Origin of the sequence: Pseudomonas sp. FYR_5, from assembly GCF_043106315.1 — a bacterium.
In the GTDB taxonomy this organism is placed as follows: domain Bacteria; phylum Pseudomonadota; class Gammaproteobacteria; order Pseudomonadales; family Pseudomonadaceae; genus Aquipseudomonas; species Aquipseudomonas putida_Y.
Map to the genome: position 1 here is coordinate 1 of NZ_JBICMK010000040.1, position 15,390 is coordinate 15,390.

A 15,390-nucleotide genomic window follows, 5' to 3' on the forward strand; every position below is an offset into this window, starting at 1 on the left:
CCGGCCCATTCGCGGGTGAACCCGCTCCTACAACGGCTGTGCCGAACCACCGATGCGTATGTAGGAGCGGGTTTACCCGCGAATACGGTAGCGCCGGCAACGGTGAACGGCGGGTGGAGATTGGCCCGCAGGTCGGGCCCTTTCGCAGGCAAGCCCGCTTGCTGTGTTACCAGTCCAACCGCAAGCGGCTCTCGAAGTAGCGCTCTTCGCCACTCAGCGGGTCCTCGAAACGCAGGCTCTGCGCCAACAGTTTCAGCGGCCGCTGGTAGTCATCCTCTTCGTTGAGCAATTGCGGATAGAACGGGTCATTGCTGATCCCTGCCCCCAAGGCTGCCATGTGCACACGCAACTGATGGGTCTTGCCGGTCACTGGCGACAGCCCATAGCGCCATCGTTCACCGTTCTTCTCCAGCACCTCGGCCAGGGTTTCACTGTTGGCCTCACCCTCCACCTCATGCATGCGGAAAAATGGCTCGCCATGCACTAGGCGGCTTTTGTGCACCAGCGGAAAGGCATGCTGCGGCATGGCAGCGGCAATGGCCTGATAACGCTTGTCGATACGCCGCTCGGGGAACAGCCGCTGGTAGGCGCTGCGGCTGTGCGGGTTGGCGGAGAACAGCACAAGCCCCGCGGTGTGCCGGTCGATGCGGTGCAATGGCACCAGGTGCGGGTTATCCAGGCGACGGATCAGGCGGCGCAACAAGGTCTGCTCGACGTATTCACCGGTCGGTGTCACCGGCAGGAAATGCGGTTTATCGGCCACCACCAGGTGCTCGTCCACATGCAGCACCACCTCCTGCACCGGGATCGGCCGTTCGTTCGGCACCTCGCGAAAGTAATGCAAACGCATGCCACGCTTGTAAGGCAGGTCAGCGGCAACTGCCTGCCCCGCGGCATCCAGCACTCGGCCACGGGCAAAACGGTCAAGCCACTGGGCGCGGTCGATGGCCTTGAAATGGTCACACAAACAATCGAGCACCGTCACCCAGTTACCAGGTGGCAGGCACACCGTACTGGCTTGCTGGCGGGCAGGGTCGAAAGGCGTGATCATGGCTGGGCTCGAGACGTTCATGGCCGCGCATTATCGCCCAAGCCCGCCCCCTCAACCAGCCCGGGCCATCGCCTCGCAGCGTTCCTTCAGCCAGCGCAGCACCTGCACCGGCTCCCAGCGCCCAGGGTCGTAGAGTGCATAGAGCAACCCCTGATAGCCCACCACATCCAGTCCTCGATGGTAACCGGCCCGCTGGAACAAGGCCTCGATCTCGGCGAAGCAGGTGTTGAAGTGGACTTTGCCGAACGGCGTGCAGTCGCCGGTCACCAGGCCTTCGAGGCGCAGTTCCAGAACGGCGTCAGCCACCCGCTCCACGGGCATGCGGTTGACGCTGTACTTGAGTTGCTCGACATTGAGCATGGCTTTACCTCGATACTGTATTTATATACAGCATACGAACATCCCCTTGCTGCCGTCAATGCGCGTCATTGCAGACCCGCCAGGTAGCCGCTGCCTTTGCGCAGGGTCAGCACCTGCCTGCGCGGCGTGCCGCGCGTCACCGACAGATGCACCCATTTGTCGAATTCCAGGATCAACTGATCGAAGGGCACCGCACTTTCGCTGATGCGCCGGGCGGTCTCGCGCGGGCTGACCTCGATCACCGTGAAGTCCGCCGCCAGCCCTTGCACGTGCTGGCTGCCGGAGGCGCCACCGATCAACTGATTGACCCTTTCACTGCGATACCCGCTGCTGATGATGATGGGCGCGTCGAACAATGCACGTACCTGTTCCAGCGCACAGCACAGCAACTGCAGGTTGGCCCTGGCTTCGAGGGGCGGTGCATTATCGAACCCGTCCCGGGCAGCGAGCTGGGAGACGGTCATTTCATCGAAGGTGAAATGTGGAGTGATCAACATGGCGAGCTATTCCGATGATGGAGAAGGTTACCGGCGACGGTGCGCCTCCACCCGATCATCAGCTCGCTTCACAGATCATGGAGCAGGGTTGCAACTCCTCTGCAGCCATCATTGCCCAAGAAAGGCCACCACTTGTTCGGTATCGAACGGCCAGTGCAGCTCGGCGCCGTTGTCACAGCGCCTCAGCACCGGAATGATCAGGCCATAACGCTCGAACAAAAGCTCGTTCTCGGCGATGTCGACCAGCTCTACCAGCAGGCCATGATCGACGAGAGGCATCAACACGGCCTCGGCCACTTCGCACAGGTGGCAGCCGAGGGTACCGAACAGTTGACATTCAGGCAGCATGGGGCAGGTCCCGGGTTGGCGTACACAGAAGCCTATTCTAGGCCCGCTACGCCCACCCTGCACCTGACCTGGCTCAATCCTGGCTGGTAGCACCGATTCGGTGCAGCGACAGGTCCGCGCCCTGGAACTCCTGCTCATGGCTCAAGCGAAGGCCATGCAGCGCACGAATTGCTCCGTACACGGCAAAGCCACCAGCCAAGGCCACCAGCACACCCATCAGGCTGCCCAGCAGCTGGCTGACCAGGCTGACACCGCCCATGCCACCCAACGCCACCTGGCCGAACACACCGCAGGCGATGCCCCCCCACACGCCACACAGGCCATGCAACGGCCACACACCCAGGACATCGTCGATTTTCCAGCGATTTTGCGCTGCGGTGAAGGTCCAGACAAACAGAGCCCCCGCCACCAGGCCGGTGACCAGCGCTCCAACCGGGTGCATCAGATCGGAACCTGCGCAGATCGCCACCAGCCCGGCCAGCGGGCCGTTATGCAGGAAGCCCGGGTCGTTGCGCCCGGCCAGCAACGCTGACAGGGTCCCCCCCACCATGGCCATCAGCGAGTTGATCGCCACCAGGCCGCTGACGCCCTGCAAGGTCTGAGCACTCATGACGTTGAACCCGAACCAGCCGATGATGAGGATCCACGAGCCCAGCGCCAGAAAGGGAATGCTCGACGGCGCGAACGCCACCAAGCGGCCATCGCGGTAACGCCCACGGCGCGCTCCCAACAGCAGTACCGCCGCCAGCGCCAGCCAGCCCCCCATGGCATGTACCACGACAGACCCGGCAAAGTCATGGAACGGTGCGCCGAAGCGTGCCTGCAGCCAAGCCTGCACGCCCAGGTTGCCGTTCCACACCACACCCTCGAAGAACGGATAGACGAACGCCACGATCAACGCCGTGGCGCACAACTGCGGCACGAATCGCGCCCGCTCGGCGATGCCCCCGGAAATGATCGCCGGAATCGCCGCCGCAAAGGTCAGCAGGAAGAAGCACTTGACCAGCGCATAGCCATGGTCGACAGCCAGCGTCGTCGCCGGCTGGAAGAAGTTGACCCCATAGGCGATCCAGTAGCCTATAAAGAAGTAAACCAGCGCCGAGATGGCAAAGTCGCTGAGGATCTTCGACAAGGCGTTGACCTGGTTCTTGTGGCGCACCGTGCCCACTTCAAGAAACGCAAAGCCGGCATGCATGGCCAGCACCAGAATGGCGCCCATGAGAATGAACAGGGTATTGGAACCGTGGACCAGAGAGTCCATAGCGCTGTGCATGTTTTCCATGAAATAGGCAGACCTGCTGAAAAAGGCACCAGGACAGTTCAAGAACCTGCATCCCTGCACCGAAACGGTGCCAGCCCCTACCCTGTTCAGGTGAGCGGGGTGAAGCCTGCGTGGTTTTTTCTTGGGTTTGTCGTGGATTGGGTTAAGGTTTATCGGTATCCGCTGCGTGGGCGCCCTGAATCGGCGCAAAACCGGTCACAGGCGCTCCGCAACGTGGCAAAGACTTAGCAAGGCCCATACCAGCACCCGCACTTGAACCTTCAATGCGTGCTGTCACTCGAACTACCAACACTCATCGACAGGGAGAGACCCATGGCCAGCAAATCGGCAAAGAATGCACAAGAGATATTGATGGCTGACTTCCAGGCCTTGGTGCGCGACACCGAGAAGCTGCTGGCCGACACCGCCAACCTGGCCGGCGACCAGGCCGACGAATTGCGCGAGCAGATTCACGAGCGCCTGGCCCAGGCCCGCGAAACCCTGCAGCTGACCCAGGACTCGGTACGAGAACGCGGTCAGGCGGCGCTGGGCAGCGCCGAGCAGTACGTGCAGGAAAACCCGTGGCAGGCGATCGGCATCGCGGCCGGTGTCGGCCTGTTGATCGGTCTGCTGGCCAACCGGCGCTAAGGGGAACCCATGGAGAATGACGCCAACGGCGCCGGCGCTTCGGGCAAGCGCCTGGGCGCAGCCATGCTGGGGCTGCTGCACAGTCACATCGAGCTGTTCGGTATCGAGTTACAGGAGCAGAAGGGCCGCACCTTGAGCCTGCTGCTGTTCGCTGGCCTGGCGCTGGTGTTCGCCCTGCTGCTGCTGACCGCACTGTCCGGGCTGCTGCTGGTGCTGCTGTGGGACAGCTATCGACTGGCCGGTATCATTGGCCTGTGCGTGTTCTATGGCATTGCCGCACTGTACTGTGCCATGCGCCTGAAGGCGGCGGTGTTCGACGAATCATCGCCCTTCGGCGCCACCCTCGAAGAACTTGCCAAGGACAGGGAGCGCCTGTTGCCATGAGCCTGCCAGAACTGCCAAACACGCGTAACCCGCGCGAACTGCGCAAGGCGCTGCTGCGCCTGCGCATGGAGATGCACCGCCAGGAAATCCGCCATGAGTCCGGGCAGTTGCTTGAACCACTGCGCCGCGTGCGCGGTATGGGCAGCTCGTTACATGAAGGCCTGGGTATCAAGCATGCGCCACTGTGGGGCATCGGCGCCGTGGTGGCGCTGGGCTTTCTCACCGGCAAGGGCGTACGCAGCGGCAACCTGACGCGCCTGGTACGGTTGGGCAGCACCCTGCTGCCGCTGGTACGCCTGTACCTGCAAGGCAGCCGCCGCCCCTGACCAGTGCGCGTCCCGGCAGCACAATGCCCTTGCTGCGGGTTATGCTGCTGCCTTCAAACTACAGGAGAACGCGCCTTGGACTGGCACACCTTGCTTACCCGCGAACGGCTGGGCAAAGCCCTGTACAGCGCCGATGAACTCGGGCGCAGCCCCTTCCACAAAGACCATGACCGCATCATTTTCTCCGGCGCCTTCCGCCGCCTCGGCCGCAAGACCCAGGTGCACCCGGTGTCGAGCAACGACCATATCCATACGCGCCTGACTCATTCGCTGGAAGTCAGCTGCGTCGGCCGCTCGCTGGGCATGCGCGTCGGCGAAACCCTGCGCGACAACCTGCCGGACTGGTGCGCCCCCAGTGACCTGGGGATGATCGTGCAGTCAGCCTGCCTGGCCCACGACATCGGCAACCCGCCATTCGGCCACTCCGGCGAGGACGCCATTCGCCATTGGTTCCAGCAGGCCGCCGGGCGTGGCTGGCTGGACGACATGAGCGATGACGAACGGGCCGACTTTCTCAACTTCGAAGGCAATGCCCAAGGCTTTCGCGTGCTCACCCAACTGGAATACCACCAGTTCGATGGGGGGACGCGGCTGACCTATGCCACCCTCGGCACCTACCTCAAGTACCCTTGGAGCGCCCGCCATGCCGACGCCCTGGGCTACAAGAAACACAAGTTCGGCAGCTATCAGAGCGAACTGCCCCTGCTCGAACAGATCGCCCGCAAGCTCGGCCTGCCGCAGCTGGAACACCAGCGCTGGGCGCGCCACCCACTGGTGTATCTGATGGAGGCTGCCGATGACATCTGCTACGCGCTGATCGACCTGGAAGACGGCCTGGAAATGGAGCTGCTGCAATACGCCGAAGTCGAAGCGCTGTTGCTCGATCTGGTCGGCGATGACCTGCCAGAAACCTACCGCCAGCTCGGCCCACGCGACTCCCGCCGACGCAAACTGGCCATCCTGCGCGGCAAGGCCATCGAACACCTGACCAACGCCGCCGCCCACGCCTTCGTCGAACAACAGCAGGCGTTGCTGGCCGGGCAACTGGCGGGCGACCTGGTGGAACACATGCATGGCCCAGCCAAACGCTGCGTACTGCAAGCCAAGGGCATGGCACGCAACAAGATCTTCCAGGACAAGCGCAAGACCCTGCACGAAATCGGCGCCTACACCACCCTGGAGATTCTGCTGAACACGTTCTGCGGTGCAGCCCTGGAACAGCACGGTGGACGTACGCCATCGTTCAAGAGTCGCAGGGTGCTGGACCTGATCGGCAACAATGCACCAGACCCGCATGCCTCGTTGCACAGCGCCTTCCTGCGCATGATCGACTTCATCGCCGGCATGACCGACAGCTATGCCAGCGAAATGGCCCGGGAGATGACCGGGCGCTCCAGCCCGACCTGAAACGCGTAGGTGCAGCGCGGGCCAGGCCAGACGCTGCACCACACTTGCAGGAAACTTCCTACACCAACGGGGGCCAGACTAAACAGCACGAATAAAAACTAATGAAAAGTTACCAAAATCGCTTTGACATCTAGTTAAACGCGCCTATTACGTAGTCTATTTTGTTTTATCCTGTAAGCCGTTTCCCATATGAGCCTAACAGCCATTCCTCGCACGCCCGAGGACTTCCAACTGCGATAAGGTGCCTTCTGTCACCCTCAATCGATCGCAGGGAAGTTGAACATGCACTCCATATTTATCGTTGACGACCACCCGGTCATTCGCCTGGCCGTCCGTATGTTGCTGGAAAACCAGAATTACAAGATTGTCGGCGAGTCGGACAACGGCGTAGACGCCATGCAGATGATCCGCGAGAGCAACCCCGACCTGGTCATCCTGGACATCAGCATCCCCAAGCTAGACGGCCTGGAGGTGCTGGCCCGCTTTCAGAGCATGGCCCTGCCCTTGAAGGTTCTGGTATTGACTGCACAGTCCCCGGCATTGTTTGCGGTACGTTGCATGCACTCGGGCGCAGCAGGTTATGTCTGCAAGCAGGAAGACCTGAGTGAACTGCTCAGCGCAATAAAGGCCGTACTGGCCGGTTATAACTACTTCCCCAGCCAGGCAATAAAAAACAACCAGGCGACCGACAGTGACCTGCAACTTTTCCGCCAGGTAAATGACCGCGAACTGATGGTACTTCAACTCTTCGCCCAAGGCCGCAGCAACAAGGAAATTGCCAAGGGCATGTTCCTCAGCAGCAAGACTGTCAGTACCTACAAGAAACGCCTCATGCACAAGCTGCAAGTCAATACGCTGGTCGACCTGATCGAGATGGCCAAGCGCAACGCGCTGGTCTAACGTGGTCATGGCCCGATCTATCAATCGTCTGCTGCTCGCCCTGCTGCTGTTCAGCGGCGCAGCACAGGCCAGCCACCGCGAAGCCGCTTCCTTTACGTTGATCGCGCGCTCATCGGCCCGACCGGTCCAGCCCGTGCTCACGTCCGAACAACGACAATGGCTCGAAGACCGTCAGGAACTGGTGCTGGGCACCTCGGCACCCGACTATCCGCCGTTCGACATCACCGGTGGCGGCAACGACTACCAGGGCCTGACCGCCGAATATGCAAGCCTGATCGGCAAGGCCTTGCAGTTACCAGTGAGGGTGCTGCGTTTCTCCAGCCGGCAGGCAGCAGTGGAGGCGCTACGACACGGCGATATCGACCTGCTGGGCAGCGCCAATGGCTACGAAGCGGCCAGTGACGGCCTGGTACTGTCGCAGCCCTACGCCGTCGACCAGCCCGTACTGGTAACGCGTGAAGACGAGAACCGGGCGCTGGACATGGACCTTGCCGGCATGCGCCTGAGCATGCTCTACCACTATTTGCCCAGACAGGAAGTCCTCAGCGTCTACCCAAAGGCCGACCTACTGGCCTTCGGTTCTTCCAGCCAGGCACTGAATGCCGTCGCGTTCGGCCAGGCCGACGTGTTCATCGGCGATACCATCTCCACGCACTATCAGCTCAACCGCGGCCATCTGCCCGGCCTGCGCATGGCCAACTTCGGCAAGCACGAGGCCATCGGCTTCGGTTTTGCCTTGCGCCAGCAAGATACCGTGCTGCTGGACCTGGTGAACTCCATCCTGGACAGGCAGAGCCCGGCCATACGCTCCAGTATCTTCAAACGCTGGAGTGCTGGCAGCGACCTGCTGCTGAGCGATCGCCAACTGCAGTTGAGCGAGGCCGAGCAACAGTGGTTGCAAAAGCATCCCGTGATGCGGGTGGCGGCAGATGACGCGGCTGCGCCTCTGTCCTATTTCGATGATTCGGGGCATTTCCGAGGCATCACCGCCGACCTACTGGAGCTCATTCGCCTGCGCACCGGGTTGCGTTTCGAAGTGCAGCGCGCCAATGGCATTGCCGACATGGTCGCCCGCCTCAAGGATGGCCGGGCTGATGTCATCGCCGCACTGGCCAGTGCCGGGAAAGCAGGGGACGATCTGCAAATCAGCCGCCCCTACCTCGAAAGCGCCTATGTGCTGGTGAACCGCAAGGGCAACAACACACTGAGTTCACTGGAGCAGTTGCAGGGGCATCGCATCGCCATTACCCGCTACAGCACCCTGAACGCCATGCTGTCCCGGGACTATCCAAAGATAAGCTGGGTCGAGACCGAAAGCGCGTTCTACGCCATGGCGTTGCTCAACAGCGGGGCCGTCGATGCGGTGATCACCACCCTGATCGACGCCAACCACGCCTTGGCCAGCAACCCCGAGTTGGTCATCCGCACCTCGGTCGACAGCGAACCCGCCAACTTCGCCATGGCCACCACAGCCCCGTCACCGGCGCTGTTGTCTATCCTCGACAAGGCTTTGCTGAGCATCTCACCGGAGGAGCTGGGGATAATCAACAACCGCTGGCGCGGCTTTGGCAGGCATGAGGATGACAACACCAAAGGCTACAGCCGGCTTGCCCTGCAGGTGGTGCTGGCCACGGCCGTACTTCTGCTGCTGGCCTTGCTCTGGAATGCCCGCCTGCGCCTGCAGATTCGCCAACGCCAGCGCGCCGAACGCGCGCTGAACGACCAACTGGCATTCATGCGCGCCCTGCTCAACGGTACGCCCCACCCCATGTATGTGCGTGACCGCGAGGGTTGCCTGAAAAGTTGCAACTACAGCTACCTTGAAGCGGTGCAGGCCCGCTCCGATCAAGTGATCGGCAGAAAACTGAACGACAGCCTGTTTGCCGATTCCGAGCAGGCCCTGCAGATCCAGGCCGATTACCAGAAAGTCATGGCTGCTGGCTCGCCGCTGATCAAGGACCGTCCATTACGGATCAAGGGCCGGGACCTGACCATCTACCACTGGATCTTGCCGTACCGCGACTCCCTGGGTGAGGTGCAGGGGATCATCGGTGGCTGGATCGACATCAGCGAACGCCGCCAACTGGTCATGGAGCTGCGCCAGGCCAAGCAGCAGGCCGACGATGCCAACCGCGCCAAGAGCACGTTCCTGGCAACCATCAGCCACGAAATCCGTACCCCGATGAACGCCGTGATCGGCATGCTGGAACTGGCGGTAAAGCGCGCCGACCAGGGCCGGGTGGACCGCAGCGCGCTGGAACTGGCGCACCATTCGGCCAAAGACCTGCTAGGCCTGATCGGTGACATTCTCGACATCGTACGCATCGAGTCCGGGCACTTGTCCCTGGCCCCGGAGGTGGTCGACCTGGCGGCGCTGGTCGAATCGGTGGGGCGCATGTTCGATGGCCAGGCGCGGCAGAAAGGCCTGGCCCTGGAGGTGCAGATCGCCCCGGCCGCACGCTGCCATGTCCTGCTTGACCCGCTGCGCTTCAAGCAGGTGCTGTCCAACCTGGTGAGCAATGCCATCAAGTTCACCGAGCATGGTCAGGTGCGCATCTGCGTCGGCTTGCTGGATGATGGTACCAGCACACCGGCAGTACTGGAGCTGGAGGTGCGCGACAGTGGCATTGGCATCCACCCCGATGACCTGCAGCGCCTGTTCAACCCGTTCATCCAGGCCAACCCGCACAGCCAGGGCGCCCGTGCAGGTACCGGGCTGGGCCTGGCCATCTGCCGCAACCTGTGCGAAATGATGGGCGGCAGCCTGACCATGAAAAGCCTGGAGGATGTCGGTACCCAGGTACGCCTGAAGATGCCGCTGCAACGGGTTGATGGCGCAGCGCAGCCGACACCGCTGCCCGAGCAGCTCGACGTGCCCGACCCACGGCTGAACGTGCTGGTCATTGATGACCACCCGGCCAACCTGCAACTGATGGCGCAACAACTTGGCTACCTGGGCCTGGAGCACGCCAGCGCCCGCGATGGGCGAGAAGGCCTGGCCGCCTGGCGCACAGGCGAGTTCGATGTACTGGTACTCGACTGCAACATGCCGCACATGAACGGTTACCAGCTGGCGACTGCCGTGCGCGCCGAAGAACGCCATGGCAAGCGGCCACGCTGCACCATCCTCGGCTATACCGCCAACGCACAGCCCGAAGTACGCCGCAAGTGCCTGACCGCCGGCATGGACGACTGCCTGCTCAAGCCCATCAGCCTGAGCACCCTCAGCCAGCGCCTGGCTGGCATTCGCCCGCGCCGCCAGCGCCGCCCCCGCCGCAGGCTGTACCAGCTGGACGGCCTGGCCGCCGTGGTCGGGCCTGACCCGGTCGACCGTCAGCGCTTCCTGGAAGCCTTGCATCAGAGCCTTCAGGCCGACCTGGCCAGCCTGATGGCGCTGCACCCGCAGCATGACAGCGGCGCCATTGCCGAGCAGGCCCACAAGGTGCTCAGCGCCGCGCGGATGCTGGAAGCCCCTGACCTGATGGCGGCCTGTGAAGCCCTCGAGGCCAGCGGCTTGTCCACTGCCCAGGTGCGCCTGCGGCGCCAGGCGCTGGCACGGCATATGTGCCGAGTGGAACGTGCGCTGGCCAAGGAATTGGCCACAAGCACAGACACTCAGGCAGGCAGCCAGCCATGTTAACTGGTAGACTGCGCGGCGTTATTACCTAAGAGGATTGTTTCATGGCCACAAACCGCTCCCGTCGTCTGCGCAAGAAGCTGTGTGTCGACGAGTTTCAGGAATTGGGCTTCGAGCTGAACCTGGAATTCAAGGAAGATCTGGACGACCAGGCAATCGATGCTTTCCTCGACGCGTTCCTGGAAGAAGCCATGGACGCCAACGGCCTGGATTATGTAGGCGGTGACGATTTCGGCCTGGTGTGCTCGGTCAAGCGCGGCTCGGTCAGCGAAGAACAGCGCGCTGCCGTTGAGGCCTGGCTGAAGGGCCGTGGCGAACTGACCAAGGTCGAAGTCAGCCCGCTGCTGGACGCCTGGTACCCGGAAAAGCCGATCAACAAGGCTGAGTGATACTTGTCAGCTTCGGGCTGAGAAGGTTGACTGCTGAAAAGGCCACCCCATTCGGGTGGCCTTTTTATTGACGATGCTTTTCCGTCGAACGTGACGCATCGCGGCTGCGCTTGGGGCATAATGCGTACTGTTTACGTCGTGGGGCCATCATCTCTTACAGCCCCAAAGCCCTTTTCCCTCGCCGCAGGGTATTCGCTCACTATGATCAAAATGCTTCGTCCCCTCGTTCTTGCCGGCCTGCTGTTGCCGCTTGCCTTGCCCAGCCACGCCGCCGTCAATACCACCCTGCCTGCCAAAGTGCAGCAGGCGCTCAAGGCCAACAAACTGCAGGACACAGCGCTGTCGCTGGTGATGCTGCCGCTGGACGGCCCCGGCACCCCGACCGTATTCAATGCCGATGTGTCGGTGAACCCGGCGTCGACCATGAAACTGGTTACTACCTACGCCGCCCTCGAGCTGCTTGGCCCGACCTTCCAGTGGAAAACCGAGTTCTACACTGACGGCACCCTGAACAACGGCGTGCTTAACGGCAACCTCTACCTTAAAGGTGGCGGTGACCCCAAACTGAACATGGAAAAGCTGTGGCTGCTGATGCGTGACCTGCGCGCCAATGGCGTGCGCACCGTCACCGGTGACCTGGTACTGGACCGCAGCCACTTCGTGCAACCCAACCTGCCGCAGTTCAACGACGACGGCGGTGATGAGAACAAGCCGTTCCTGGTCAAGCCCGACTCGCTGCTGGTCAACCTCAAGGCCCTGCGTTTCGTGGCCCGCAATGACGGTGGCAAAGTCACCGTCGCAGTCGAGCCGCCTATTGCCCGCATCCGCATCGACAACCAGGTCAAGGCGGTAGCCTCGAAGAAATGCACCGGTGATGTGCGCTACAACCCGGTGCCTCAGGCCGACGGCATCAGTGTAACGGTCAGCGGCCAACTGGGTGACGGCTGCAACTCGCAAACCTACCTGTCGCTGCTCGACCACCCAACCTACGCCGCCGGTGCCGTGCGCGCGATCTGGAGCGAACTGGGTGGCAACATCCAGGGTGGCGACCGCATCGAGAATGTGCCCAAGAGCGCTCGCCTGCTGGCCCGCGCCTTCTCGCCCGACCTGGTGGAAGTGATCCGCGACATCAACAAGTACAGCAACAACACCATGGCCCAGCAGCTGTTCCTGAGCCTTGGCGCGCAGTTCCGCACCGATGCCGATGGCGACGACGGCCGTGCTGCCCAACGCGTGGTACGCCAATGGCTGGCAAAAAAGGGCATTACCGCGCCGCATCTGGTGATGGAAAACGGCTCTGGCCTGTCGCGTGCCGAACGGGTCAGTACCCGGGAAATGGCCGAGATGCTCAAAGCCGCCTGGAAGAGCCCTTACGCGGCCGAGTTCATGAGCTCGATGCCGCTGGTGGGCATGGACGGCACGATGCGCAAGCGTCTCAAGCGCACTGCGATGACCGGTGAAGGCCATATCAAGACCGGCACACTGAACACTGTGCGCGCGATTGCCGGCTTCAGCCGTGACCGCAACGGGCATACCTGGGCGGTGGCGGCGATCCTCAACGACCCGAAACCGTGGGGAGCCTCGCAGGTGCTGGACCAGGTGTTGCTTGACCTGTATCGCCAGCCGAAGCTGGCTGGCAGCACAGCGTCCAACTGACTCCACCGGCATTACCCGGGCCGGCTTCCGCGGTCGACGCGGGAGCGGCCTTGCGTCGCGCAAGGGCCGCAAAGCGGCCCCTACGCCGACCGCGCGCACTGTTTTATACCGGCTCTCCCTCCACCCGGTCCCGGCCGGCCTGTTTGGCCGCGTACACGCCGGCATCGGCGCGCAACAGCAAGGCATCGGCGCCCTCGCCCGACCGCCACTGCGCCACACCAAAGCTCGCGGTCACCTGGCCCACACCTTCCACCGGCACATTGCGCACCCCTTGCCACAACTCCAACGCCAGCAGCCGCGCCTGGTCGACATCACTGCCCGGGCAAAGCACCATGAACTCTTCCCCGCCCAAGCGGCAGAACACATCGGTACGGCGTAGACGCTGACCGATGCGCTGGCACAGGCTGCGCAACACCCGGTCGCCGACGGCATGACCAAAACGGTCGTTGATGCGCTTGAAGTGATCGATGTCGAGCATGATCACCGACAGTGCCAAGCCATCGCGCTGGGCCCGTTCCAGTTCGATCTTGAGCCGCTCCTGGAAGTAGCGACGGTTATGGATTCCGGTCAGCGAGTCGGTGACCGACAGCGCCCGCAACTCTTCCTCCACGCCCTTCAGGTCGGAGATGTCTGTCAGGTAGCCATGCCACAGGGTGCAGCCCTGCTCGCCCACTTCCGGCGTTGCCTCGCCACGCACCCAGCGCAGCCCCGCCCGTGGCAGGCAGACACGATACTCCTCGCGCCAGGGTGACAGGTGTTCGGCCGAATAGCGCACCGAGCGGCGCACACGCTCCAGGTCATCAGGGTGGATACGTTCGAACACCGCCGCGGCATCCTCACGCAACTGCATCAGGTCGACCTCGTAAATGTCATACAGGCCCATGCTGGCGTATGGAAAGCACGAATGGCCATTGGCGTCCAGGCGGTATTGGTAGATGCCGCCCGGCACCTCGGCGCTGAGCTTTTCCAGCAACCGGTCACGTGCAGCCAACGCCTCATGCACCCGGCACCGCTCGGTAACGTCAATGCAGATGGCCAGGTAGCCAACCCACAACCCCTGTTCGTCGAGCATGGCAGTCACCAGCATGTTGGCGACCAGCTGGCTGCCATCGGCACGTAGCAAGGTCCACTCGCCGGGCTCGGCCCCGTGCGCCTGCACCGTTTCAGCGAACATCGCCTGGCCGCCAGCAATGGCGCGGCCAAAGCGCAAGCTCAAGGCCTGGGCACGCAGGTTGAGCTCCTCCGGCAGTACCAGGTCTTCAAGGCGCAACCGGCCGATCGCTTCGCTGGCCGCGTAACCGAGCATGCGTTCGGCACCGGCGTTGAACGTGCTGACCACCCCTTTGAGGTTGGTGGCGATGATCGCCACCTGGGTCGCGGCATCCAGCACACTGCGCAGTTGGTTGTGGGTGCCACGCAACGACTGCTCGCTGACCTGCAACTCTGCAGTACGCTGCGCCACCAGGGCCAGGGCGCGCTGACGCTGGCTGAACAGGCTGTAGAGCAGCACGCTGAGCAACAGGCTCAACAATCCGCCCAACAAACCGACCGCCAGCACTGCCGAGGAGCGGTTCCACTGCACGAACGCCTGGCTCGGTTGAATGCTCAGCTGGAAATGGTGATCGGCCAGGCGCAACAACTGATTGCTGGCCAGGGCCAAGGGCGCGACCGGATTTTGCGAATCGAACATCACGACCGGGCCTTGTAACCCAGACGGGTCCGTGATGCGCACGACAAGGTTGTCATCAGCCGCGACCGGCCGACCGTCGCCGACCAGCTCGCGCATGCTCAGCAAGGCCACCACATAACCGGCTGCCGCACCGCGAGGATCGGCATCGGAAAATACCGGCGCCACCATCAGCAGGCCGCGCTCTGCCGAGCGGGAATCGAACAGGGCCAATGGCTCGGACACCGCCATGCTGCCCGGCCCCAGCGCCCGCGCCAGGGCCGCCTGGGGCCCGCTTTGACCAGCGAGGTCCAGGCCATAAGGCAACCCAGGCCGTTCGCCCGATTGGGTATAGAGCACCGGAAAGTAATGGTCGCGCTGCGACGCCGGGCGCCATTGGCCTTGCGCGTCCTGGTCACGGATCACATAGCCTGGGCCGGTATGGGCACTGGCCAGACGCTCGAATTCGGCGCGTTGCACAGCCTCGACGCGGGGCGCCCAGGCATAGGCCAGGGTGCGTTGCAGCAATGGCCGAGCATAGCCTTCGAATTCGCGCGGGGTGATTTCGTTGGAAAAGCTGAAAAACCGCCGAAGCCCATCCAGGCGCTGCTGCTGTTCGTCAAAGCGCTCGGCAATACGGCTGAAGCGCTCGCTGGCCAGCAACTCGAAGCGCTGGCGCAGCTGCTGCTTGTAGAAGGTGTGCGCGGCAAATGCCAAGACAGCGGTCAACAAGCCGCCGGCCACCAGTGCGATCAGCGCCATCACCCAGGCGGACGCCCTCTCTGTGCACAAGCCAAGCAACCGCGCACGCACGCCACACTTTGACATACACCCATCTCGTCACGTCAGCGTCCTGCGGA

At 62.7% G+C, this 15,390-nt stretch carries 14 protein-coding genes; 8 read left to right on the plus strand and 6 right to left on the minus strand.

The window, feature by feature from the left end:
- Positions 1-166: 166 nt before the first annotated feature.
- The 5 genes from ACF8RA_RS04180 to ACF8RA_RS04200 all read right to left on the minus strand — a co-directional run bounded on the left by ACF8RA_RS04180 (position 167) and on the right by ACF8RA_RS04200 (position 3,538).
- The gene (locus ACF8RA_RS04180) at positions 167-1,051 is read right to left on the minus strand and encodes a pseudouridine synthase (RefSeq protein ID WP_176684418.1); all 885 of its coding nucleotides are present in this window, start codon (positions 1,049-1,051) and stop codon (positions 167-169) included.
- A 51-nt stretch (positions 1,052-1,102) separates the two neighbouring features.
- Complete coding sequence (locus ACF8RA_RS04185) at positions 1,103-1,411, minus strand: transcriptional regulator (RefSeq protein ID WP_103443928.1); 309 nt, start codon at positions 1,409-1,411, stop codon at positions 1,103-1,105.
- Positions 1,412-1,476: 65 nt separating this feature from the next.
- Positions 1,477-1,908: a D-Ala-D-Ala carboxypeptidase family metallohydrolase gene (locus ACF8RA_RS04190; RefSeq protein WP_176684419.1), complete on the minus strand. Its 432-nt coding sequence runs from the start codon at positions 1,906-1,908 to the stop codon at positions 1,477-1,479.
- A 108-nt stretch (positions 1,909-2,016) separates the two neighbouring features.
- Complete coding sequence (locus tag ACF8RA_RS04195) at positions 2,017-2,256, minus strand: glutaredoxin family protein (RefSeq protein ID WP_176684420.1); 240 nt, start codon at positions 2,254-2,256, stop codon at positions 2,017-2,019.
- A gap of 73 nt (positions 2,257-2,329) precedes the next feature.
- Positions 2,330-3,538, minus strand: coding sequence for an ammonium transporter (locus tag ACF8RA_RS04200; protein WP_176684421.1), 1,209 nt, complete (start codon positions 3,536-3,538; stop codon positions 2,330-2,332).
- Between the two features lie 312 nt (positions 3,539-3,850).
- Between ACF8RA_RS04200 and ACF8RA_RS04205 the strand changes: the two genes are divergently transcribed.
- From ACF8RA_RS04205 to dacB, 8 genes are all read left to right on the plus strand, one after another.
- Positions 3,851-4,165: a YqjD family protein gene (locus tag ACF8RA_RS04205; protein WP_021785453.1), complete on the plus strand. Its 315-nt coding sequence runs from the start codon at positions 3,851-3,853 to the stop codon at positions 4,163-4,165.
- Between the two features lie 9 nt (positions 4,166-4,174).
- Positions 4,175-4,549 (plus strand): phage holin family protein, encoded by a 375-nt coding sequence (locus tag ACF8RA_RS04210; RefSeq protein WP_021785454.1) that lies wholly within the window; start codon positions 4,175-4,177, stop codon positions 4,547-4,549.
- Positions 4,546-4,875: a hypothetical protein gene (locus tag ACF8RA_RS04215; RefSeq protein ID WP_014591805.1), complete on the plus strand. Its 330-nt coding sequence runs from the start codon at positions 4,546-4,548 to the stop codon at positions 4,873-4,875. The genes ACF8RA_RS04210 and ACF8RA_RS04215 overlap by 4 nt, the downstream gene beginning before the upstream one ends.
- 75 nt (positions 4,876-4,950) lie before the next feature.
- Entirely contained in the window at positions 4,951-6,282 is a 1,332-nt protein-coding gene (locus tag ACF8RA_RS04220; RefSeq protein ID WP_392518822.1) for a deoxyguanosinetriphosphate triphosphohydrolase, read from the plus strand.
- 282 nt (positions 6,283-6,564) lie between these two features.
- Positions 6,565-7,182 (plus strand): response regulator transcription factor, encoded by a 618-nt coding sequence (locus tag ACF8RA_RS04225; RefSeq protein WP_176684423.1) that lies wholly within the window; start codon positions 6,565-6,567, stop codon positions 7,180-7,182.
- Positions 7,183-7,189: 7 nt separating this feature from the next.
- Positions 7,190-10,822 carry an ATP-binding protein gene (locus ACF8RA_RS04230; protein ID WP_176684424.1) on the plus strand — a complete coding sequence of 1,211 codons (3,633 nt, stop codon included), beginning with the start codon at positions 7,190-7,192 and terminating at the stop codon, positions 10,820-10,822.
- Between the two features lie 41 nt (positions 10,823-10,863).
- Complete coding sequence (locus ACF8RA_RS04235; protein WP_176684425.1) at positions 10,864-11,208, plus strand: YggL family protein; 345 nt, start codon at positions 10,864-10,866, stop codon at positions 11,206-11,208.
- Between the two features lie 201 nt (positions 11,209-11,409).
- The gene (dacB, locus tag ACF8RA_RS04240; protein WP_392488400.1) at positions 11,410-12,864 is read left to right on the plus strand and encodes a D-alanyl-D-alanine carboxypeptidase/D-alanyl-D-alanine-endopeptidase; all 1,455 of its coding nucleotides are present in this window, start codon (positions 11,410-11,412) and stop codon (positions 12,862-12,864) included.
- Between the two features lie 103 nt (positions 12,865-12,967).
- Here the strand turns inward: dacB and ACF8RA_RS04245 are convergent, their stop codons facing one another.
- A complete protein-coding gene (locus tag ACF8RA_RS04245; RefSeq protein WP_392488401.1) occupies positions 12,968-15,358 on the minus strand; it encodes a diguanylate cyclase in 2,391 nt (796 codons plus the stop codon).
- Positions 15,359-15,390: the final 32 nt, after the last annotated feature.

Coding starts and splice junctions, on each gene's coding strand:
- ACF8RA_RS04180 (WP_176684418.1), bottom strand. CDS start 1,051: ATGATCACGCCTTTCGACCCTGCCCGCCAGCAAGCCAGTACGGTGTGC.
- ACF8RA_RS04185 (WP_103443928.1), bottom strand. CDS start 1,411: ATGCTCAATGTCGAGCAACTCAAGTACAGCGTCAACCGCATGCCCGTG.
- ACF8RA_RS04190 (WP_176684419.1), bottom strand. CDS start 1,908: ATGTTGATCACTCCACATTTCACCTTCGATGAAATGACCGTCTCCCAG.
- ACF8RA_RS04195 (WP_176684420.1), bottom strand. CDS start 2,256: ATGCTGCCTGAATGTCAACTGTTCGGTACCCTCGGCTGCCACCTGTGC.
- ACF8RA_RS04200 (WP_176684421.1), bottom strand. CDS start 3,538: ATGGAAAACATGCACAGCGCTATGGACTCTCTGGTCCACGGTTCCAAT.
- ACF8RA_RS04205 (WP_021785453.1), top strand. CDS start 3,851: ATGGCCAGCAAATCGGCAAAGAATGCACAAGAGATATTGATGGCTGAC.
- ACF8RA_RS04210 (WP_021785454.1), top strand. CDS start 4,175: ATGGAGAATGACGCCAACGGCGCCGGCGCTTCGGGCAAGCGCCTGGGC.
- ACF8RA_RS04215 (WP_014591805.1), top strand. CDS start 4,546: ATGAGCCTGCCAGAACTGCCAAACACGCGTAACCCGCGCGAACTGCGC.
- ACF8RA_RS04225 (WP_176684423.1), top strand. CDS start 6,565: ATGCACTCCATATTTATCGTTGACGACCACCCGGTCATTCGCCTGGCC.
- ACF8RA_RS04230 (WP_176684424.1), top strand. CDS start 7,190: ATGGCCCGATCTATCAATCGTCTGCTGCTCGCCCTGCTGCTGTTCAGC.
- ACF8RA_RS04235 (WP_176684425.1), top strand. CDS start 10,864: ATGGCCACAAACCGCTCCCGTCGTCTGCGCAAGAAGCTGTGTGTCGAC.
- dacB (WP_392488400.1), top strand. CDS start 11,410: ATGATCAAAATGCTTCGTCCCCTCGTTCTTGCCGGCCTGCTGTTGCCG.
- ACF8RA_RS04245 (WP_392488401.1), bottom strand. CDS start 15,358: ATGTCAAAGTGTGGCGTGCGTGCGCGGTTGCTTGGCTTGTGCACAGAG.